Origin of the sequence: Marinobacter sp. EVN1 (genome assembly GCF_000475375.1) — a bacterium.
Classification (GTDB): domain Bacteria; phylum Pseudomonadota; class Gammaproteobacteria; order Pseudomonadales; family Oleiphilaceae; genus Marinobacter; species Marinobacter nauticus.
Genome location: NZ_AXCB01000029.1, coordinates 22,475 through 42,959 on the forward strand (window position 1 = coordinate 22,475; position 20,485 = coordinate 42,959).

20 protein-coding genes are annotated in these 20,485 nt (G+C 57.3%); 11 read left to right on the top strand and 9 right to left on the bottom strand.

What is annotated here, in order from left to right; all coding sequences use genetic code 11:
• Nucleotides 1–35 precede the first annotated feature (35 nt).
• A complete protein-coding gene (locus Q674_RS33695; protein WP_023009249.1) occupies nt 36–1,022 on the top strand; it encodes a glutathione S-transferase family protein in 987 nt (328 codons plus the stop codon).
• A gap of 14 nt (nt 1,023–1,036) precedes the next feature.
• Here the strand turns inward: Q674_RS33695 and ispB are convergent, their stop codons facing one another.
• Nucleotides 1,037–2,005: an octaprenyl diphosphate synthase gene (gene ispB, locus Q674_RS33700; RefSeq protein WP_023009250.1), complete on the bottom strand. Its 969-nt coding sequence runs from the start codon at nt 2,003–2,005 to the stop codon at nt 1,037–1,039.
• Between the two features lie 241 nt (nt 2,006–2,246).
• Here ispB and rplU point away from each other — a divergent pair, with 241 nt between their 5' ends.
• From rplU to proB, 4 genes are all read left to right on the top strand, one after another.
• Nucleotides 2,247–2,558 carry a 50S ribosomal protein L21 gene (rplU, locus tag Q674_RS33705; protein WP_011784373.1) on the top strand — a complete coding sequence of 104 codons (312 nt, stop codon included), beginning with the start codon at nt 2,247–2,249 and terminating at the stop codon, nt 2,556–2,558.
• A 35-nt stretch (nt 2,559–2,593) separates the two neighbouring features.
• Nucleotides 2,594–2,854 carry a 50S ribosomal protein L27 gene (gene rpmA, locus Q674_RS33710; RefSeq protein WP_011784374.1) on the top strand — a complete coding sequence of 87 codons (261 nt, stop codon included), beginning with the start codon at nt 2,594–2,596 and terminating at the stop codon, nt 2,852–2,854.
• A gap of 136 nt (nt 2,855–2,990) precedes the next feature.
• On the top strand, nt 2,991–4,184 hold the full coding sequence (gene cgtA, locus Q674_RS33715; RefSeq protein ID WP_011784375.1) for an Obg family GTPase CgtA: 1,194 nt from the start codon (nt 2,991–2,993) through the stop codon (nt 4,182–4,184).
• 30 nt (nt 4,185–4,214) lie between these two features.
• Nucleotides 4,215–5,339: a glutamate 5-kinase gene (proB, locus tag Q674_RS33720; RefSeq protein ID WP_014420591.1), complete on the top strand. Its 1,125-nt coding sequence runs from the start codon at nt 4,215–4,217 to the stop codon at nt 5,337–5,339.
• Nucleotides 5,340–5,405: 66 nt separating this feature from the next.
• Here the strand turns inward: proB and rpsT are convergent, their stop codons facing one another.
• On the bottom strand, nt 5,406–5,675 hold the full coding sequence (gene rpsT / locus Q674_RS33725) for a 30S ribosomal protein S20 (protein ID WP_011784377.1): 270 nt from the start codon (nt 5,673–5,675) through the stop codon (nt 5,406–5,408).
• Between the two features lie 266 nt (nt 5,676–5,941).
• Here rpsT and murJ point away from each other — a divergent pair, with 266 nt between their 5' ends.
• The 6 genes from murJ to ispH all read left to right on the top strand — a co-directional run bounded on the left by murJ (nt 5,942) and on the right by ispH (nt 13,403).
• Nucleotides 5,942–7,528, top strand: a complete 1,587-nt coding sequence (gene murJ, locus Q674_RS33730; RefSeq protein ID WP_081698946.1) for a murein biosynthesis integral membrane protein MurJ — start codon at nt 5,942–5,944, stop codon at nt 7,526–7,528.
• A 118-nt stretch (nt 7,529–7,646) separates the two neighbouring features.
• On the top strand, nt 7,647–8,615 hold the full coding sequence (ribF, locus tag Q674_RS33735; RefSeq protein WP_011784379.1) for a bifunctional riboflavin kinase/FAD synthetase: 969 nt from the start codon (nt 7,647–7,649) through the stop codon (nt 8,613–8,615).
• Between the two features lie 33 nt (nt 8,616–8,648).
• Nucleotides 8,649–11,468 (top strand): isoleucine--tRNA ligase, encoded by a 2,820-nt coding sequence (gene ileS, locus Q674_RS33740; protein ID WP_023009252.1) that lies wholly within the window; start codon nt 8,649–8,651, stop codon nt 11,466–11,468.
• Nucleotides 11,468–11,989 (top strand): signal peptidase II, encoded by a 522-nt coding sequence (lspA, locus tag Q674_RS33745; protein ID WP_011784381.1) that lies wholly within the window; start codon nt 11,468–11,470, stop codon nt 11,987–11,989. Before ileS ends, lspA begins: the two co-directional genes overlap by 1 nt.
• Nucleotides 11,990–11,994: 5 nt before the next feature.
• Nucleotides 11,995–12,447, top strand: coding sequence for an FKBP-type peptidyl-prolyl cis-trans isomerase (gene fkpB / locus Q674_RS33750; RefSeq protein ID WP_023009253.1), 453 nt, complete (start codon nt 11,995–11,997; stop codon nt 12,445–12,447).
• Nucleotides 12,448–12,449: 2 nt separating this feature from the next.
• Nucleotides 12,450–13,403 (top strand): 4-hydroxy-3-methylbut-2-enyl diphosphate reductase, encoded by a 954-nt coding sequence (ispH, locus tag Q674_RS33755; protein WP_023009254.1) that lies wholly within the window; start codon nt 12,450–12,452, stop codon nt 13,401–13,403.
• Between the two features lie 29 nt (nt 13,404–13,432).
• Here ispH and Q674_RS33760 read toward each other — a convergent pair whose 3' ends face one another.
• From Q674_RS33760 to Q674_RS33785, 7 genes are read right to left on the bottom strand one after another with little or no spacing between them, the layout of a single operon-like run.
• The gene (locus Q674_RS33760) at nt 13,433–13,837 is read right to left on the bottom strand and encodes a type IV pilin protein (protein WP_014420598.1); all 405 of its coding nucleotides are present in this window, start codon (nt 13,835–13,837) and stop codon (nt 13,433–13,435) included.
• 37 nt (nt 13,838–13,874) lie between these two features.
• Complete coding sequence (locus Q674_RS33765; RefSeq protein ID WP_023009255.1) at nt 13,875–14,258, bottom strand: hypothetical protein; 384 nt, start codon at nt 14,256–14,258, stop codon at nt 13,875–13,877.
• Nucleotides 14,259–14,302: 44 nt separating this feature from the next.
• The gene (locus Q674_RS33770; RefSeq protein WP_023009256.1) at nt 14,303–17,707 is read right to left on the bottom strand and encodes a pilus assembly protein; all 3,405 of its coding nucleotides are present in this window, start codon (nt 17,705–17,707) and stop codon (nt 14,303–14,305) included.
• 60 nt (nt 17,708–17,767) lie between these two features.
• Nucleotides 17,768–18,277 (bottom strand): PilX N-terminal domain-containing pilus assembly protein, encoded by a 510-nt coding sequence (locus tag Q674_RS33775; RefSeq protein WP_023009257.1) that lies wholly within the window; start codon nt 18,275–18,277, stop codon nt 17,768–17,770.
• Nucleotides 18,274–19,407, bottom strand: a complete 1,134-nt coding sequence (locus Q674_RS33780; RefSeq protein ID WP_081698947.1) for a PilW family protein — start codon at nt 19,405–19,407, stop codon at nt 18,274–18,276. Before Q674_RS33780 ends, Q674_RS33775 begins: the two co-directional genes overlap by 4 nt.
• Nucleotides 19,407–19,907: a type IV pilus modification protein PilV gene (gene pilV, locus Q674_RS0120850; protein WP_081698948.1), complete on the bottom strand. Its 501-nt coding sequence runs from the start codon at nt 19,905–19,907 to the stop codon at nt 19,407–19,409. The genes Q674_RS33780 and pilV overlap by 1 nt, the downstream gene beginning before the upstream one ends.
• Nucleotides 19,898–20,380 (bottom strand): GspH/FimT family pseudopilin, encoded by a 483-nt coding sequence (locus tag Q674_RS33785; protein WP_014420604.1) that lies wholly within the window; start codon nt 20,378–20,380, stop codon nt 19,898–19,900. Before Q674_RS33785 ends, pilV begins: the two co-directional genes overlap by 10 nt.
• Nucleotides 20,381–20,485: the final 105 nt, after the last annotated feature.

The following is a 20,485-nucleotide window of genomic DNA, read 5'->3' on the forward strand; positions in this document are numbered from 1 at the left end:
AATGCCATGGTGGCTGACCTTGCAGGAGGGTAGTTATGGGCTTGTTGGTTGACGGCTGTTGGCACGATCAGTGGTATGACACAGGCAGAACCGGTGGCAAGTTTGAGCGCGAAGCGGCGCGGTTCCGAAACTGGGTAACCGCTGATGGCTCTGCCGGGCCGGCCGGAGAGGGTGGTTTTCCTGCAGTGAGTGGCCGGTATCACTTGTATGTTTCCATGGCCTGCCCCTGGGCCCACCGCACCTTGATTTTCCGGAAGCTCAAAGGTCTGGAGAACCATATTTCGGTGTCTGTCGTGCACCCGGACATGGTGCAAAACGGCTGGGAGTTCCGGCCCGGTCGCAAAGAACATCAAGACGACTTGTATAATTTTGACTTCATGCACCAGATTTATACCCGTGCCGCCCCGCATTATTCTGGCCGGGTCACGGTGCCGGTGTTGTGGGACAAAGAGCGCGAAACCATTGTCAGTAATGAATCCGCAGACATTATCCGGATGTTCAATTCCGCCTTTGATGGCCTTGAGGGCGTGAATAACGACCGGGATTTCTACCCGGAAAGCCTGCGTGGTGACATCGAGGCGGTGAATGAGCGGGTTTACCACACGGTGAACAACGGTGTTTACAAAGCAGGGTTCGCGACTGCGCAGGACAAGTATGAGGAGGCCTATCAGGCCCTGTTCGACTCCCTGGACTGGCTGGAAGAAAGGCTGGCGGAGAAGCGCTATCTCACCGGTAACCGGCTAACCGAGGCCGATTGGCGGCTGTTCACCACGTTGATCCGGTTTGATGCGGTGTATTACAGCCACTTCAAGTGCAACCGCCAGCAGATCCGCGACTATCCGAATCTGTCCGGCTATGTGCGGGAGCTATATCAGGTGCCGGGCGTGGCTGAAACCGTGGATCTGGGCCAGATCAAGCGTCACTACTATGTAAGTCAGCGCACCATAAACCCAACCCAGATTGTGCCGGTGGGGCCAGAGCTGGAATTCGAAGCACCCCACGGGCGTGAACATCTCGGCTGAATGGGCCTGGTCTACTAGCTGACCCGGGCTACCGCCACTTCGGTCAATAATTCCAGCGCCTGCCGGTGCTCAGAGCCCGGCAGGCAGGCCAGCAGGTCTCTCGCGATCTGCGCCTGCTCTTTTGCTTTTGTCATGGTGTATTCGATGGCACCGGACGCCTTAACGATATCCAGTACCTTCGGCAGGTCATCCAGCCCTCCCTTCCGGATGGCCTGGCGGATCAGTTGCCTTTCGGCTTCGCTACCATTGGCCATGGCGTAGATCAGCGGCAGGGTGGTTTTGCCTTCCGCCAGGTCGTCTCCCACGTTCTTGCCCATGGTTTCGGCATCGCCCTGATAATCGAGAACGTCATCAACCAGCTGGAATGCCAGCCCGAGGTGTTTGCCATAGTCTTTCAGGGCATTTTCCTGTTCCCTGCTGGCTCCGGCCAGCAGGGCGCCCGTGTGGGACGCGGCTTCAAACAGCATGGCGGTTTTGTTGTGGATAACGACCATATACTGGTCTTCGCTCAAGTCCGGGTTCTTCACATTCATCAGCTGCATGACCTCGCCCTCGGCAATAACGGCCGTGGCGTGCGACAGCACGTTCATGATCGGCAGGCTCTGCAGCTCGACCATCATTTCGAAGGCCCGGGCATAGAGGAAATCGCCGACCAGCACGCTGGGCGCGTTGCCCCATTTTGCGTTGGCTGTGCTGCGGCCGCGGCGCATATCGGAGGTGTCTACCACATCGTCGTGCAGCAGGGTGGCGGTATGCAGGAATTCAATCACGGCAGCCAGCTTCAGATGATCGTCTTTCTGGTAGCCGGCGGCCTGGCTGGCCAGGAGAACCAGCAAAGGTCGCAGGCGTTTGCCGCCGCTTTCGATAATGTACTGGGCGATTTTCTCAACCAGCGGGACATCGGAAGCGAGCCGCTTGATGATAAGGTCGTTAACGCGGCTGAAATCATCCGCTACGGTGTCGTAGATGCGCTGGGCTGTCATCGGGCCGGTAAGTCCCTTGCTGGTGTTTTCGTTGAGTTTTCGGGCAGGTCGCGGCAATGCTAGGTATTGCTGCTTACAGTGTCAACTTGAGCCGGAATCCGGCTTGTATTGGTCGACGGGTTTTCGTACAATCACGCGCCCAACTCATCCCAACCTGCGCTCCCTGCAATAGGGTCGCCAGAGCGCTTCCCTTAGAACCAGGTGGATAAGAGCAGGGATGGGTCAATCGCGGAGACTATGAATGTACGCAGTTATTGTTAGCGGTGGTAAGCAGCACCGTGTAAAAGAAGGCGAAACTCTGAAGCTGGAAAAGCTGGAAGTTGAAACCGGCGGTTCCGTTGAGTTTGACCGTGTTCTTCTGGTTGCCAATGGCGACGACGTAAAAGTTGGCGCTCCGGTTGTTGAAGGTGCCAAGGTGACCGCAGAAGTGGTTAGCCACGGTCGTCACGACAAAGTGAACATCATCAAGTTCCGTCGTCGTAAGCATCACATGAAGCGTCAGGGCCACCGTCAGTGGTTTACTGAAGTCAAGATCACGGGTATCCAGGGCTAAGCCCTCGAATAACCCCTTAATGAAGGAGGCTGGTAATGGCTCATAAAAAGGCAGCAGGTAGTACCCGTAACGGTCGCGATTCCGAGTCGAAACGACTTGGTGTCAAGCGCTACGGTGGCGAGTCTGTATCTGCAGGCAGCATCATCGTTCGTCAGCGCGGCACCCGTTTCCACGCTGGCAGCAACGTAGGCATTGGCAAGGACCACACCCTGTTCGCGAAAGCGGAAGGTCAGGTGAAGTTCGAAACCAAAGGCCCGCAGAACCGCAAGTTCGTAAGCATCGTTCCGGCTGCGTAAGCAGCGGCGATCCGGTTCTGTTGAACCTTGGGTTTGCCTGATATGCTGATTTAGTCAGTTCTCAGGTGAATCCGGAGCCCCGCAAAGCTTCCTTGAGGCTGCGGGGCTTTTTAGTTTATGCAAAGGCATTTGGCGTATGAAATTTGTAGACGAAGCCACCATCATTGTTGAAGCCGGTAAAGGCGGGCATGGTTGCCTGAGCTTCCGGCGGGAAAAGTACGTGCCAAAGGGTGGTCCCGACGGCGGTGACGGCGGGGATGGCGGTTCCGTCTATCTGGAGGCGGACAGCGCACTCAATACCCTGATTGATTACCGCTTCCAGCGTAAATACAAGGCCCAGAATGGTGAGCCGGGAGCTGGCCGCAATTGCACCGGCACCAAAGGCGAAGATCTGGTCCTGCCGGTGCCGGTTGGCACGACGGTGGTGGACATGGATACCCATGAAGTGCTGGGTGATCTCACCAAAGAAGGCCAGCGCCTGAAAGTGGCTCAGGGTGGTTTTCACGGCCTTGGCAATACCCGCTTCAAGTCGTCCGTTAATCGTGCTCCGCGTCAGACCTCCAAAGGGTCTGAGGGTGAGGCGCGTAATCTGCGTCTGGAACTGAAGGTTCTGGCCGATGTCGGTCTGCTGGGTTTGCCCAACGCCGGTAAGTCTACGTTCATCCGGTCGGTTTCCGCCGCGCGCCCGAAGGTTGCGGATTATCCCTTCACGACCCTGGTACCGAATCTTGGTGTGGTCAGTGTGCAGGCCCATCAAAGCTTTGTTATCGCGGATATTCCTGGTCTGATTGAAGGTGCGGCCGAGGGTGCGGGTCTTGGTATTCGCTTTCTCAAGCATTTGGTCCGGACCCGTTTGTTGCTGCACCTGGTGGATGTCGCGCCTTATGACGGCTCGTCCCCGGCCGATGCGGTCAGGGCGATTGCCCACGAGCTTGAGAAGTTCAGTGAAACGCTGGCCAGCCGTCCTCGTTGGCTGGTGCTGAACAAGGTCGATATGGTCGCCGAAGAAGATCGTGAGGCCCATTGTCAGGCCATTGTTGATGAGCTTGGCTGGGAGGGGCCTGTGTTCCGCATTTCCGCGCTGAGCGGCGAGGGCACCAAGCCTTTGGTGCAGGCTGTGATGCGCTGGATCGAGGAGCAGGCCGAGCAGGAAGCCGACAATCCGGATTTCGCCGAGCAGGAAGCCGCGCGCAGGCGTCGCATGGACGAAGAGGCCCGTCAGAAAATTGAGGCGGATCGTCAGGCTCGCAGGGCGGCCCGTAACGCGGATGATGACGACGACTTTGACGACGATGATTACGACGTTGAAGTGGTTTACGCACCGGAATAACTCACTAACGGAAGAGACTGTACCGCTATCATGAGTGAACGCCTCCAGCTTCGACAGGCCCGCCGCCTGGTGGTCAAGATCGGTAGTGCCTTGCTGACCAATGATGGCAAAGGTCTGGATGTGGCCGCATTGGGGTTGTGGGTAGATCAGATCGCAGAGCTGATTGCCGAAGGGGTGGAGGTGGTGGTGGTGTCCTCCGGCTCGGTCGCCGAAGGCATGAGTCGCCTTGGTTGGACAGTTCGCCCCCAGCACTTGCACGAGTTGCAGGCTGCGGCTGCTGTGGGGCAGATGGGGCTTGTGCAGACCTGGGAGGCCCAGTTCAAGCGCCATGATATCCATACGGCGCAGATTCTGCTGACCCACGACGACCTCTCCGACCGCAAGCGTTACCTGAACGGCCGCAGTACCCTGCGTACGTTGCTGGATTACGGTGTGGTGCCGATCGTGAACGAGAACGATACGGTGGTGACCGACGAGATCCGCTTTGGTGATAACGACACCCTGGGTGCGCTGGTGGCCAACCTGATTGAGGCGGATGGTCTGATTATTCTGACCGATCAGGTGGGGTTGTTTAATAAAGACCCCCGCAAGCACGGCGATGCCGTGCTTGTGACCGAGCGCAGGGCGGAAGATCGCGAGCTGGATGCCATGGCCGGCGGTGGTGCCGGAGCGCTCGGGCGCGGTGGTATGCAGACCAAGCTGAGGGCGGCCCGGTTAGCGGCTCGCTCAGGCGCGTTTACGGTGATTGTTGGTGGCCGGATTGAGCATGTGATTGCCCGATTACGCCAGGGTGATGTGATTGGTACCTTGTTGTTGCCGGAGCAGGGGCGGCTGGCGGCCAGAAAGCAGTGGATTGCCAGTCACTTGCAAACCCGGGGCAAGCTCACGCTGGATGATGGTGCGGTGAAGGTGTTGCGCCAGGGTGGACGGAGTCTGTTGCCGGTGGGTGTGAAGGCTGTGTCCGGGCAGTTCCGGAGGGGGGAGATGGTCTCCTGTGTCGATCTGACTGGCAAAGAAATCGCGCGGGGGCTGGTTAACTATGATGCTGATGAAGCCAGGGCCATCTCGGGCCGGTCCAGTGATCGCATTAATGATGTTCTGGGTTATGTGTCCGATGAGGAGATGATCCATCGGGATAATCTGGTGGTGGTTTGATCTTTTTCGCTTGATTCAGACACAAAAAAACCGGCTGATTAGCCGGTTTTTTTATTTCGCACAGAATCAGGCGCTTTTCAGAGCCTTGATTTTGGCGTTCAGACGGCTCTTGTGGCGAGCAATCTTGTTCTTGGCGAAGATGCCTTTGTTGACCATGCTGTCCATGATCGGCTGAGCTTCTTTCAGAGCAGCCTGGGCTTCATCGTGGTTGCCGGCCTTGATCTTGGCGTCGACCTTTTTCATGTAGGTGCGTGCCATGGAACGCAGGCTGGCGTTATGCTTGCGGTTTTTCTCGTTCTGACGAGCGCGCTTCTTGGCTTGCGGGGAATTTGCCACCGTAAAACTCCTGAAAATTCGTTGCTATAAAAAAGAAATTTTTACATCGCGGGCGCGCCAAAACCAGCGCGTCGAAATAAATGACGCGGAACTATGCCGCTGAATGCCCGAAATGTCAAGGCCGCCGCACGGTTCGTGCCTCGCCTGCAAAGCCCTGTGATACACTCCGGCATCGCAGCGCTGGGGCTGGCCGGGGGGCGTTACTCCGCCTTGTGGATTACCGAGATGGCCCGTAGCTTCCACTCAGGATTCTGGACGCCGAAATCATGTCTTCCGAACAACGAAAGCCACCCTCAACAGGAAAGTCAGAACCGCCCAGGGCGCCGGGATTGTTGAGATCGTCTGGCGTGGTCGGGATGATGACCATGCTGTCCCGGGTGTTGGGGCTGGTTCGGGATATGGTGATTGCCCGCTATTTTGGCGCGGGAGCGGGGGCTGACGCGTTTTTCGTGGCATTCAAGATTCCCAACTTCCTCCGGCGTCTGTTTGCCGAAGGTGCGTTTTCTCAGGCTTTTGTGCCGGTGTTGTCATCCTATCGGGAAACGCAGGATATTTCGCAAGTGAAACGCCTGGTAGACGCCGTGGCCGGTTCTCTGGGTTTGGTGCTTCTGGCGGTAACGCTTGTTGCGATGCTCGGCTCGCCGGTGCTGACCGCGGTGTTTGCGCCAGGATTTCTGGGTGACGACGTCAAGTTTGCGCTCACCAGCGAGATGCTGCGCATTACCTTTCCGTATCTGCTGTTGATATCCCTGACCGCCTTTGCGGGTGGCATTCTCAACAGTTATGACCGGTTTGCGGTGCCGGCCTTCACTCCGGTCTTACTGAACCTGGCGATGATTTCGGCGGCCATTTTCCTCACACCGGTGATGGATGAGCCGGTGATGGCCCTGGCCTGGGGTGTGTTCATTGCCGGTGCCTTGCAGCTGTTTTTCCAGTTGCCGTTTCTGATGCGCCTGGGGCTTCTGCCCAGGCCTCGGATCGATTATCGGCACGAAGGGGTGAGCCGTATCCTGAAGCTGATGGCGCCGGCGCTGTTCGGGGTTTCGGTCAGCCAGATCAATCTGTTACTGGATACCGTGCTGGCCTCCTTCCTGCAAACCGGGAGCGTGTCCTGGCTGTACTATTCCGACCGTTTGTCGGAGTTGCCATTGGGGGTGTTCGGTATTGCGATCGCCACGGTGATTCTGCCCAGTCTGTCGCGCAAGCATGCGGCAGCATCTGCGGACCAGTTTGCAGCGACCCTGGACTGGGCTGTGCGGGCCGTTCTGCTGATCGGCGTGCCGGCCGCCCTGGCGTTGGCTTTGCTGGCAGAGCCCTTGATCGCAACTCTGTTCCACTACGGCGAAGTGACCGATCGCGATGTCGCGATGTCAGCACAAAGTCTGCGGGCCTATTCTGCGGGTTTGTTGGCGTTCATGTTGATCAAGGTGCTGGCACCGGGTTTTTTCGCCCGGGAAGATACCAAAACCCCGGTAAAGATTGGTGTGATCGCCATGGTCGCCAATATGATGTTTAACCTGGCGCTGATCGTGCCGCTGGCGCATGCCGGGCTTGCGCTGGCGACATCGCTTTCTGCCTGGCTCAACGGTTATCTGCTCTGGCGCGGACTTCGCAAGGAAGGCGCCTGGAAAAGCCAGTCGGGCTGGCCGAAGTTCCTGATGCAGCTGGCGGTTGCGAACAGCGCGCTGGCAGCGGTGATCCTCTGGCTGAACGTGCCGGTTGGCCAATGGCTGGCCTTTACTGGCCTGCAGAGGGCTTCGGAAATGACGATTCTGGTTGTGGCTGGGGTTCTCGCCTATTTTGTTGCGCTGGCCCTTGCAGGTGTTCGCGTGCGGCAATTCCGCCAGAAGTAAGGCATCGTCATTTCTACCACGCCCGCTCCTGGGGTATAATCGCGCGTTTTCTCACCAGTGCGTCGCGCGTTCGCGCCGGCGCGCCGAAAGCCATTGGCAGCATTAGGGTTCGCAGTACATGCGTCTGATTCGAGGCCTGACCAATCTCAAGCGTATCGCGGGAAGTGCGGATTCTCCGCTGGCCGATGGGTGCGTGGCCACTATCGGCAACTTTGACGGCGTTCATCGGGGCCACAAAACCATCATCGATCAGGTCAGAGGCAAGGCTCAGGCACTTAACCTGCCGTCTGTGGTGATGATTTTCGAGCCTCAGCCCCAGGAATTTTTCAAGGGGGCGGAAGCGCCTCCCCGGTTGATGCCGTTTCGCCAGAAATTTGAAGCTCTGCTTGGCGAAGGCGTTGATGTGGTGCTGTGTATCCGCTTTGACGAAACCTTCCGCAGCTATTCCGGCATGGGCTTTATCGAGGATGTGCTGATCCATGGCCTTGGGGTTCGTCACCTGGTGGTGGGCGACGACTTCCGCTTCGGCTGCGACCGGGCCGGCGACTTCAGGCTGTTGCAAAGCGTGGGGCAGGAACGGGGCTTTACAGTTGAGAATACCCGCACCGTTGTCGTGGACGGAGAGCGGGTGAGTAGCACCCGGGTGCGCAACGCCCTGAATGTGAACGGACTTGAGGAAGCCGAGCGACTCTTGGGGCACCCTTACCGGATCCATGGGCGGGTGGTATATGGCCGGCAGCTGGGCCGGCAGATCGGCGCGCCCACCGCCAATATCCTGCTGCATCAGATGCCGGCGCTGAGAGGGGTTTACGTGGTGAGGGCCCGGCTCGATACCGGGGAATGGCGTGATGGCGTGGCGAACATCGGCCTGCGCCCCACGGTAGATGGCAAGCGACCATCGCTGGAAGTGCACCTGTTTGACTTTGCTGGCACACTTTATGGCCAGCACCTGGAAGTCGTGTTCCGCCATGGCCTGCGGGACGAAGTGAAATTCGACTCTGTTGACGAACTTCGGCAACAGATCGCCCGGGATTTTGAGCATGCCCGGGCCTGGTTGGCGGAGAACCCCGCCACCCCGGAAACCTGATTCAACTGACCAACCAAGAGTACGCACACAGACATGAGCGACTACAAGCATACCCTGAATCTGCCGGAAACCGCGTTCCCCATGCGCGGTAACCTGGCCAAGCGCGAGCCGGACATGCTCAAGCACTGGCAGGACCTGAACGTTTACGGCAATCTGCGCAAGCAGCGCCAAGGTCGTGAGAAGTTCATCCTGCACGATGGCCCTCCCTACGCTAACGGCAGCATTCACATCGGGCATGCGGTCAACAAGATCCTGAAAGACATGATCGTGAAATCCCGCAGTTTCATGGGCTACGACGCACCCTACGTGCCGGGCTGGGATTGCCACGGTCTGCCCATCGAGCACAAGGTTGAGCAGGAAATCGGCAAGGCCGGCGTGAAGGTGGACTACAAAACCTTCCGCCAGGCCTGCCGAGACTACGCCACCAAACAGATCGAAGGCCAGAAGGCCGACTTTATCCGCCTGGGCGTGATGGGTGAGTGGGACAAGCCCTATCTGACCATGGATCCGAAAGTGGAGGCGGGCATTGTCCGGGCGTTGGGCAAGATCGTCGCCAAGGGCCACCTGGTGCGGGGCTTCAAGCCGGTTTACTGGAGTGTGGTTGGTCAGTCCGCACTGGCAGAAGCCGAAGTTGAATACCAGGACAAAACTTCAACCCAGATTGACGTGCGCTTCACTGTCGTGGATCAGGACGCCGTACTGAAAACCTTCGGAACCAGCGAAGGTGAGGGCGATGTATCCCTGGTGATCTGGACCACGACTCCCTGGACGATTCCCGCCAACCAGGCGGTGTCCATCGGTGCCGATATTGAATACGCACTGGTACAGTTAGATGTCGGCCACGGCGCTGAGCGAATGATTCTGGCCACGGACATGGTGCAGGGCATCATGGCTCGCTGGGGTGTGGAAGACTACAAAGTGCTGGCCAACGTCTCCGGTTCCGCACTGGAAAACCAGTTGCTGCAACATCCGGTGTACGACAAGCAAGTGCCTGTGCTGCTGGGTGACCACGTTTCCCTGGACGCCGGTACCGGTGCAGTACACACAGCGCCTGACCATGGTATGGAAGACTTCGTGGTGGGTAAGGAATACGGCATTGGCACCCTCAACCTGGTGAAAGCCGACGGCACCTATACCGACGCGGCCGGCGAATTCGCTGGTGTGCACGTATACAAGGCCGATGAGCCGGTATGCGCCGCGCTGGAACGCGAAGGCAAGCTGGTACGCTCGGAAAAATTCCGCCACAGCTACCCGCACTGCTGGCGCACCAAGACCCCGCTGATCTACAGGGCTACGCCCCAGTGGTTCATCAGCATGGACAAGCTTAACCTGCGCGCCGATGCCCTGGAAGCCATCAAAGGCGTGCGCTGGGTGCCGGCCTGGGGCCAGAATCGCATCGAGGCCATGTTCGAGCAGAGCCCGGACTGGTGTATTTCTCGTCAGCGCACGTGGGGCGTGCCGATCACCCTGTTTATCCATAAGGAAACCCAGGAGCTGCACCCGAACACCCAGGAGCTGATCGAGAAAGTCGCCCAGGCGGTGGAAACCGGCGGCATCGATGCCTGGTACGACATTGACCAGAACGAACTGCTGGGCGCCGATGCTGACCAGTACGAAAAGGTGCTGGATACCCTGGACGTCTGGTTTGACTCGGGTGTCACCCATGACTCTGTATTGCGGGTACGTGAAGAATTGGGCCAGTTCCCGGCCGATATGTACCTGGAAGGCTCTGACCAGCATCGTGGCTGGTTCCAGTCATCCCTGAAAACCTCCATTGCCATGAATGGCGTGGCGCCGTACAAGCAAGTGCTCACTCACGGCTTCACTGTGGATGCCAAGGGCTACAAGATGTCCAAGTCCCTGGGTAACGTTATCGCCCCACAGGAAGTCATGAACGAGCTGGGTGCAGACATCCTGCGTTTGTGGGTCTCTGCCACCGACTACAGCGGTGAGATGAGCGTTTCCAAGGATATCCTGCGCCAGACTGCAGACGGCTATCGCCGTATCCGCAACACTGCACGCTTCCTGTTGAGCAACCTGACCGGGTTTGATCCGGACCAGCATATGGTCGCGCCGGAAGACATGATTGCCCTGGATCGCTGGATGGTCGACCGCGCCCTGCAGCTCCAGAACGAACTGCATGAAGACTACGGCAACTATGCCTTCCTTCGGATCTACCAGAAGGTGTACAACTTCTGTGAAGCCACCCTGGGTGGCTTCTACCTGGACATCATCAAGGACCGCCAGTACACCACCCAGGCCGACAGCCTGGCGCGACGTTCCTGCCAGACCGCGCTCTATCATGTAGCCGAAGCCCTGGTGCGCTGGATTGCGCCAATCCTTAGCTTCACCGCTGATGAAATCTGGCAGCACCTGCCGGGTAGGCGCGGCGACACCGTGTTCTACGAAACCTGGTACGAGGGCTTGACTGCGCTGCCTGAGGGCTTCGAGTTAGGCCGTGACTACTGGCGTGAAATCTACGCTGTGAAAGAGGCGGTCAACAAGTGCCTGGAAGAAGTCCGTGCCCGAGGTGAAATCAAAGGCTCATTGAGCGCGGAAGTGACTCTTTACTGCGAAGGTAGCCTGGCCGAGCGACTGAACTATCTTGGTGAAGAGCTGCGCTTTGTGCTGATTACCTCTGAAGCCACCGTTAAGCCGGTGAGCGAAGCGGCCGGCGTAGAGCAAACCAACCTGGAAGGTCTGCTGGTGAAAGTGACCCCGGCGACTCACGCCAAGTGCGAACGCTGCTGGCACCACCGTGAAGACGTGGGGCAGAACGAGCAGTACAGCGATCTGTGTGGCCGTTGCGTGACCAATGTGGAAGGCCCGGGTGAAACCCGTGCATACGCCTGATGGATGCGGTCATGACTGAAAGCACTGGCAGTAAACTGAAATGGCTGTGGCTGGCGGTGCTGGTCATCGCCATTGACCTGGGCACCAAAGCCATAGCCACGGCTATGCTGACCTACGGTGACCCGGTACCGGTACTGCCCAGTTTCAACCTGACGCTACTGCACAACACTGGCGCGGCATTCAGCTTCCTGGCCGATGCCGCCGGCTGGCAGCGCTGGTTCTTTGTCGCCCTGGCGGTCGTGGTCAGTGTGGTGCTGGTGGGCTGGCTGAGAAAACTCAAAGCCGATGAAACCTGGACCGCGATTGCCATCGTATTGATCCTTGGTGGCGCCATCGGCAACGTATACGACCGGGTGGTGCATGGTTACGTGGTGGACTTCCTGCATTTCTACTGGCAGGACTGGCATTTCCCGGCCTTTAACCTGGCCGACACCGCTATCACCATTGGTGCTGCCATGATGATCATCGATGCATTCCGCAAACCCGCTGGTGCCAGCGGCGATGCTGACAGGAGCAACTGAACCCCATGAAAGAACTGCCCATCGATAAGGGAACCCGAGTAAAACTGCACTTCGCCCTGAAGTTTGAAGACGGCGAAACTGTGGATTCCACCTTCGACAAAGAGCCGGCTACCCTGGAAATCGGTGATGAAAACCTGCCGGAAAATTTCGAAGCCTACCTGATGGGCCTGAAAGCCGGCGACCACAAAACCTTTGAAGTGCCGCCGGAAAAAGCCTTCGGCCAGCACAACCCCGGCAATATCCAGACCTTCAAGCGCCACGAATTCAGTGCTGACATGGTTCTGGAGCCGGGTGTGGTGATTTCCTTCGCCGACGCGCGCCAGCAGGAACTGCCCGGGGTGATCAAGCGGGTAGAAGGTGACCAGGTGGATGTGGACTTTAATCACCCGCTGGCAGGGCATACACTGAGCTTTGAAGTTCAGATTATCGACGTTGAACCAGCAGGGCCGACACACTGATTATGCACATTCGACTCGCTAACCCCCGTGGCTTCTGTGCCGGCGTAGACCGTGCCATAGAAATTGTAAACCGCGCGCTGGACGTGTTCGGAGCGCCTATCTACGTGCGCCACGAAGTGGTCCACAACAAATTCGTGGTAGACAACCTGCGCAACCGGGGCGCGATCTTTGTCGACGAGTTGGACGAAGTGCCCGACGACAAACTGGTGATCTTCAGTGCCCACGGCGTATCCCAGGCGGTACAGAACGAAGCCGCCCGGCGCGGCCTGAAAGTGTTCGACGCTACCTGCCCGCTGGTCACCAAAGTGCATATGGAAGTGATGCGTTACAGCCGTGATGGCCGCGAGTGCATCCTGATTGGCCACCATGGACACCCGGAAGTGGAAGGTACCATGGGCCAGTACGATCACAGCAACGGCGGCGACATCTATCTGGTGGAAGACGAATCCGACGTGCAAAAGCTGGAAGTGAAAGACGCCAGCCGTTTGTCCTTCGTTACCCAAACCACGCTGTCCATGGACGATACCGCACGGGTAATCGACGCCCTGCGCGCGAAATTCCCGAAAATCGAAGGCCCCCGCAAAGACGACATCTGCTACGCCACCCAGAATCGGCAGGACGCGGTCAAGCAGTTGGCCGGTGACTGTGATCTGATGCTGGTGGTGGGCTCCCCCAATAGCTCCAACTCCAATCGCCTGCGGGAACTGGCTGAGCGCATGGGCACGCCTGCTTACCTGATTGATGAGGCTGCCCAGATAGAGCCGCAATGGCTTGAGGGCAAGAAGGCCGTAGGAGTCACTGCTGGAGCGTCGGCTCCGGAGGTGCTGGTTGCCGACGTGATTGCCCGACTCAAGGAGTTGGGCGGGGAAGAACCCGAGGAAGTCTCCGGCCGGGAGGAGAACATTGTCTTCTCGATGCCGAAAGAACTGAGGATTGACGCCCTTCAAATCGACTGAACCTGAAGGGCTATCAATTCGTTTTGATGTTACCAGCAGCCCGCCTGGGCTGCGCCTCTGACGCCTTCATCGTTCAGCGTCAGCGTGCCGCAATCATCATTGGCTTGAGCACCCGTGGGGACCGCCTGCAGAGTATAGGTGTCGCGCGTCGCGTTCACGGAAAAGCTGATGTTATAAAACGCTGTGCCTGTTTGCGGCGATTGCGTGAAGGGCAATACTGGATTATTCCCACCATCTCTGTAGTCAAAGCCGTTTGAGTAGCGTCTTTCCATCCACTGGGCCAGTTCCAACAGGTCTGCCTGGGCTGTGGTTCGTCGGGTTTGTTCCACCTGGTTCTGGTAGAGCGGCAGGGCTATTGCAGCTATGATCGCGATGATTGCAACCGCGATCATGAGCTCGACCAATGTGAAACCGGCATTCGATTGAATCTTCAAGGTAATAGATCCTTACTCTGGAATGTGTTTTGGCGGATCAATCGCGTATAACGCTGAGACCCACCGCCACTGTTGGCCCCGAGCCGCCCGCAGTATCGGGCGACAGTTCCAGTCTGATGGAGTCTCCTGGCTGAATTTGCTGCAGCACCTGTTCTCGTGACCAGACGGTATTCCTGAACTGGACGAGTCTGTCGAGCGTGAAGGACTCATCATCGACGATCAGGATGGATTCCTCAGCGTGGATGGCGTTTATGGCCCCCTCGTAAAAACGATCATTTGTATTCATAGGTGTGCCGTCAGCGATCTCCTCCTGAGCCTGAAGGCCGGAAGAAATGGATATCGCGACCAATAGGGCGCCTAAACTGCCCAGGGTTTTCTTGTTGATTCGGCGAACGCCGAGAAGCTTGAACGGATTCTTCATGGTCAATCCCGTTTCTAGGTTGAGTCAGTTTTGGGACCAGCTTCTTAACGAAGCTGCTCCCAGGTCTGTCTTCCGATGTTTGTGTCGAGCGATCTGGCGCATAAGCCATCCTCGCATGGATCGCCGGGTGACAACTGAGTCGGGTCCAGCCCCGGAATGACGATCTCCGCGTCACCGTCGGACGTGGCTATGGTCCGGTTTTCGCCACCATACCCAACCTGGATACCACTGGGCGCATACCCCCCGGTAATATCGCCGGTATTGAATTTACCGTCGCTGTTCAGGTCGAAAACTGCCGTGTCTGAGGGCGCACCTGTGCTCAGCCTGAGGTCCATCAGAAACCCTGTTCGTCCGCTGCCACAGGGGTCGCGGTCTGGAATAACGGTCGTGAAACGCACCCGATCCGGGTTAACACCAAATGGGAAGGTGGCACGACTGATCACCCGTTCGCCTACCTTATTCCCGTTATAAGCCAGATCCAGGTACCAGCCACTTTGGGTTGTCAGGCTGTTGCCGGAGGTGTCTCGGACAATGAAGCTATTGGATCCATTTCCGGATGCCTTGCTGACACTGATACTTTCCTGTTTGGTGATGGTTTGCTCCAGCAGGTCTGAGCGCGCTAATCCGCTCTTGTTCAAATCATCCTTGATGGCATAAAGCGACTGAATATCGTAGTCACCTTCGTCCCCGCTGCGGAGGAAACTACCGGTGCCGAAGGCGACAACCAGTTCATCGCTGTCGTTTGGATTAAGCGCCACGCGCGGGGCCACAGTGATCGGCTGGCTATTTCCCGCTGGACTTTGCGCTGTAAATACCTTGGTCGCGGACCAATTAGACACTCGCCCTGTCAGGTCAAACCTCCAGAGGTTGCCCAACAGGTCTCCACCGTAGGCATAACGGGTTACCGGGTCGGTTTCAGGAAAGCTGGTTACTGTCACTGATGCCAGTCCATTGGGGCTGGTGGCAGAGCCTGCTCCAGTCTGAATTTCTTTGATCAGGGTACCGGTCTCAAGATCCACAACGAACAAGCTCGATTGCCCGCTGTCGCCATTGTAGCCATTGCCGAACAGGGCCACCCAGGTGCCATCGCCCAGCCGGGAAATCTGCGGATCGGTTACGCCATAGCCCAGGTTCGGGTGTGAAAACTCCCATAGAACGTCATCCGATGGAGAGAAAGAACCCGGGTTGGTGACATCAAGTGCGAAAACGGTTTTTCCACCGATGCCCATGCCTCCCAGCAGCACCGTGCGCCAGGACTGCGTCCCGCCGCCAGACTTGTCGATGTAGGCGTCCTGGACACGGGGTGTGCCATCCATGAAATATTTATGGGTGTAGTTGGGCTGCATCAGCTCAGAGATTCGTGCGTAGGTTTTTGACCCCGAGGGCAGCAATAGCTCGGAGGGGATGTAGCCAAACAACTCTTCCCCGGTTTCGCTATTGAACGCATGGAGTATGCCGTCGTTTGCGGGTACGTAGAGCGCATCGACACGGTTTTGATACGAGGACGTGGACCTGAAATTCCGGTAAGCGACCCCCTCAGGGTCCGGGAGCCGGGCGAAACCATAGTTGGTTTTACCCACGAACTGAGGGTTGGCATTGATGATATCGCCCATCAGGCGCAAAACGCTGGCGCCACCGTCGTCCTGAACCAGCCGGTCTCTTAACGTCGGGTGGGCATTGTTATCCCCATGGAGCCATGCAATTCGATTGTGCCCAAGGTTGTCCTGGGTGGAGTTGAGCGTAGGGTCGGCGTTCAGAGCATTCTGCTGTGCCGTCGACAGATTCGACAGCGAGCTGGCCGATGCAAACTCCAGCTCAACCCCGGCACTGCCATTGTGGGTAATCAGCTTGCGCGCCTGCGGTTGAGTGCTGGCGAGGACTTCTTCAGCATTCCAGGCTTCTGAGCCTTGATCAAAATTGAAGGCGGTTAACGTTCCAGACCAGTCCTGACTCCTGAATCCAGCGAAGAAACCCAGGGAATCGGTGCGGAGCACTGCTGAACTCACTGCTGCCGAGGATGCAGAGGTTTCAGAACGTGCAATGACATCGCCCAGGAAGCCCTGGATTTCAGTGGTGAATTCGGTTGGATTCTGGGCGCTGGCATAACCGCCCCGGCCGTTAATGGCTGCGTGTAGCAGATCATCGATATTATCCGGGCTTTGGTCGGCGCCGGGCTCTGGCCAGTTAATGGTGATATTTTTGCTCGAGTCCAGTGCGGCCAGCGCGTCGGCTTCCTTGATGTCGCCGGTCACACCCAGGCCGATGGTAAACGTAGTCATGTGCTGCCAGAAGGCCGGATCTGTCGAAGAAACCGGCACTTTATTGGCCAGGTCCGTTCTCAAATCGGTCTTCCAGTATTTCATTGCCACGTCTGCGAGAGTGTTGGAATAGCTGTCCGAAAACGGCGACACCGCCTGGTAGGTGAAGTTTTTACCGTTGGGGTCGGGATTGTTGTAGGTGGGGCCACCGGTTCCATCCGCATTGCCTACCTGCGGACTGCTGCCGTTCCAGATACCGTCCGTCATAAGGATAGAAAAGCTTTGACGGCATTCGATATGCGACGTGTTGTCATTGGTGCCGGGCACTTCACCCCAGGGCCCGAGGTTGTCCGTTCGGGAATAATATTGACCAACATCCTTGAGCGCGGTCCGCAACGGGGTGCCGCCATTGATGCTCTTACCGTGCAGCCAGGTCAGGAAGGTTTGTCGGCGTGCCGCTGTGTACGGACGCACCCCGCTCACCAGCGTGTCAGTGTTAACACCATCAATGGTTCTTCCGTTGACGTTGATCGCACCATAGCCAACTCTAATGTTCTCGGGGAGGTCAAAGAAGGCTTCAGTTATACCGGATTTTGCGGCCAATGCCCGGGTGCTGTAATAGGAAAACCAGTTGGCATAGTTCTGTTTTTCCTCGGCGGAGGCATTGTTTAGCAATACGGCTGTATAACAACTGTTTTGCCTGGGGTTGCTGTCACAACTCGTTGAGGAGTTGAACTGCATATAGAAGCCTTGCTCGATGCTGCCAATCTGGTCAAACCGAATATCATTGCGCAGGTCGTCCGTACCCTCTGATTGATCAAAACCGTTGACCCACGCGTTGGTGTAGGACGAGTTCGGATACCGGCTACTGCCATCTGGCTTGTAGGGCGGCGTGTAGGTCACCGACGGGTCATAATAGATTTTATTGACGTGGCTGGAGTAGTAATAGTTGTTGCCCGCTCGCCCGCTCAAATCGTCTGGCATAAAACGCCAGCCCATGGAGCCCGAGTCGTCAAAAATGAAAACCAGGTTGGGATCCACTGATTCCTTCAGAAACAGTGGCACTTGTGACAGGTTTACCTGAGCGATCGCAGATTGTGCGGTCAGGATAGAAAACGCCGCACTGACACCGAAGGTGGTCAGCTTTGACAGCTTTCTCGACTGTAGCCGTTTGCGGAAGATCTTTTTCATAACTGGCTCTCCGAATGGAATGAGCAATCCTAATCTGATGTTCGTTTATGGTTTTCTTTATCACTGAGGCGGTAGCAGAACGGTTGACTGCAGAACCGTCACTGCCTCGGCACTGCCGCCTTGGGCTCGGGCAGTTGTCATATACCTCTCAAAGCAGGGTTGGCCCGGTTCAATCGGGCAGACATCGGCCAGTCGGGCAATGTGGTAAATCGGCTGTGCGCTGACATCCGGGCCGGCATTACCAACGCCCAGGCGAGTCGGATTGGTGCCATCCCAGAGCCACGGGGTCGCAATCAGCGGCTCATCGAAAGCCGTGAGGCGTGTCGGCAGACTGTTCAGAATATCGTCTTCTGCCTGTCGCAGGGCTGCTTCGGATGCCTGAAACGAAAGAGCTCCATCATGGGCGTTGCTGGCCATCCGTTCCTGCATGATGGATCCCTGCATGCCTCCGATAGCCAGCAGGGATATCAACAGCAGCATGACCAGGGCGACGATCAGGGTGGCGCCTTGCTGTTGTCCAGGAAACTGGCCATTCGCGAGCGGATAACCTGGGGAGACTGCGTCAATCATTGCATTCTACCTCTGATGGTGGTGGTGCCGACGGAAACCAGTCGAACTCGTCTGTCACCGTTGTTGGCCTGGGACACTTCGCTGCCCAGGACGTCAAACAACCGATCGTTTTCTTCATCAAGCACCTCGTCCCGACTGCGGGTGATTACCGCAAATCGGACGCTTGAAACCGAATCCCAGTTAGCCACGAGGTTGGCGGGAACATAATCGTCTGCGGCTTCGTCTCCAACCGTGTCGACGCCATACAGGAGTTGCAGCGTCTCGACCCCTGACACGAGTTCCTGTGGGGGTTCTAACGGTGTCATCAGTCGTCTGAACAGGGCGGGTTCTCCGTTGGTGCCCTGACCGATGTAGTAAGCCATAGAGGTAAATTCATACACTCGTGTTTCAGAGTCATATGCCAGGTTGAAATTGTTGCCATTATTGCCTGGTATGACATTGCCGCCTGCCATGGTCACTGAGCTCGAGTTGAAGTTATTGCTCTTTTGAAACAACTCGCCTTCAGAACAGTCTCCCAGTGTTGCCAGTACGATCCGGTTGACGGGCACCTCGGAGTTATCAACGAGGTTGATGCTGTTGCCGTTCTGAGGGTTCGCTGCGTTTACAGGCACGCTCAGGGGGGTGAGGGCGTTTATAACGACCACGTCTGAATTGGCCAGTACCGAGCCGGCCAACTGGGCCGGCAGCTGCGCGCCAGCATTACCAGAGGACCAACTGCCCGCACCCGGTGTGTTCAGAGCGGCGGGAAGGGTAACGCTGTCGCTGGGTCCTGTGCCGTTGAAATCCCAGCCCTGGACGGGCCGCCCCAATGGCATCAGCAGGCCACCATTCAATCGATTATCGACAACCTGGTCCAGCGGCCGGCCCATCTCTGCGAGGCAGCCAAAGCTGCCTGCGGACCGGAAATCCGGGGCGAGGATCGCAGACACAAAGCGTGCGCTCTCTTGTGCATGGGCAAGTCCCTGGGTTTGGCGATACGTTTCGTTTCCGCTCAGATAAATCTGTGTGACGCCAAGCGTCAACAGCAGGCCCAGTGCAACTGCAATCAGCAACTCCACGAGTGAAAGTCCGCGCTGGGATTGCCAACGGGGAGCGGAAGCGTGAGCTCTTGCTTGGATAGTGTGCGCCATCAGATCTGAGTCCTCACCACTACGGGGTTCATTGCCTGGTCGTTTTGATCCCAGTCGATCGTCACAGTGACCGTGTTGTTGAGGCCGTCAATGACAACTGTGCGTTCTGCATCCGGGAGCAGGCAAGCCAGGTTGTTTTCCCAGGTTGCCAGATCATTTGCAGCTACACTCCCGTTTGCCGGGACGAAGGATGTGTCGCAGGCGCCGCCATCAGCGCCTTGGGCATCGCCTTGAGCCAGTGCGTAGCCGGCGATGTTATCCGGATTGGCTCGAATTCGGTCAAGCAGATCCTCCGCCAGCAGAACCGCCTGGCTGCGGCTTTGCGATTGCGTGTTCATCTGCAGGGAGACCACCTGTGTCGATGCGACGCCCAGAATCCCGATACCGAGAATCAGGACGGTGACCAGTATCTCAATGAGTCCGATACCTGCCTGGCGGGTCAGAGCCATGGGGCTGTGCGAATTAACTGTGTGATTTAGGGAATTGATCGTCACGGGCATACTCCGTCTTCCACTTCAGTTCGCCCTACCGGACTGATTCGAATAGTCCGAAACCGTATATCCCCGGCAGCGCAGCCAACGGGAGCGACCGTAAATGTCTGGGCTGCCTGCGGTACCAGAAAACCTCGGCGGTCAAACACGATGTCGGCCGCTGATTCGGTATACGTCAGATTGCCGGGAGCCTCAAAAACACGAATCTGGTTGTTTGTGCAATCACCGGCAGCACCGCCCTCATGGACGCACCAGCCACTGTCGAGCCCGCCATCGGTGCTGAGGGTCACGTTCTCGCCACGCTTGATAGCTTCCGATCTGGCCAGCTTGATGGATGAAACAAGCAGGTTGGTACCTGATACCAGTCGGTTGTTATCGATTAACCTGCCAAATCCCGGAATGGCGATGGTTGCGACAAGCGCGAGAATGACCATCGTCACCATGAGCTCAATTAGCGTAAAACCCGCAGTTCTGTTCCTCATATGCCATCCTGCCCATTAATACAGCCTCAATTACAGCAGAATGAGTCGTACAGTCCATGAGTCTTGCGATAAAAGGTAGTTGTCAGGGAATGAGCGGTACGAGCG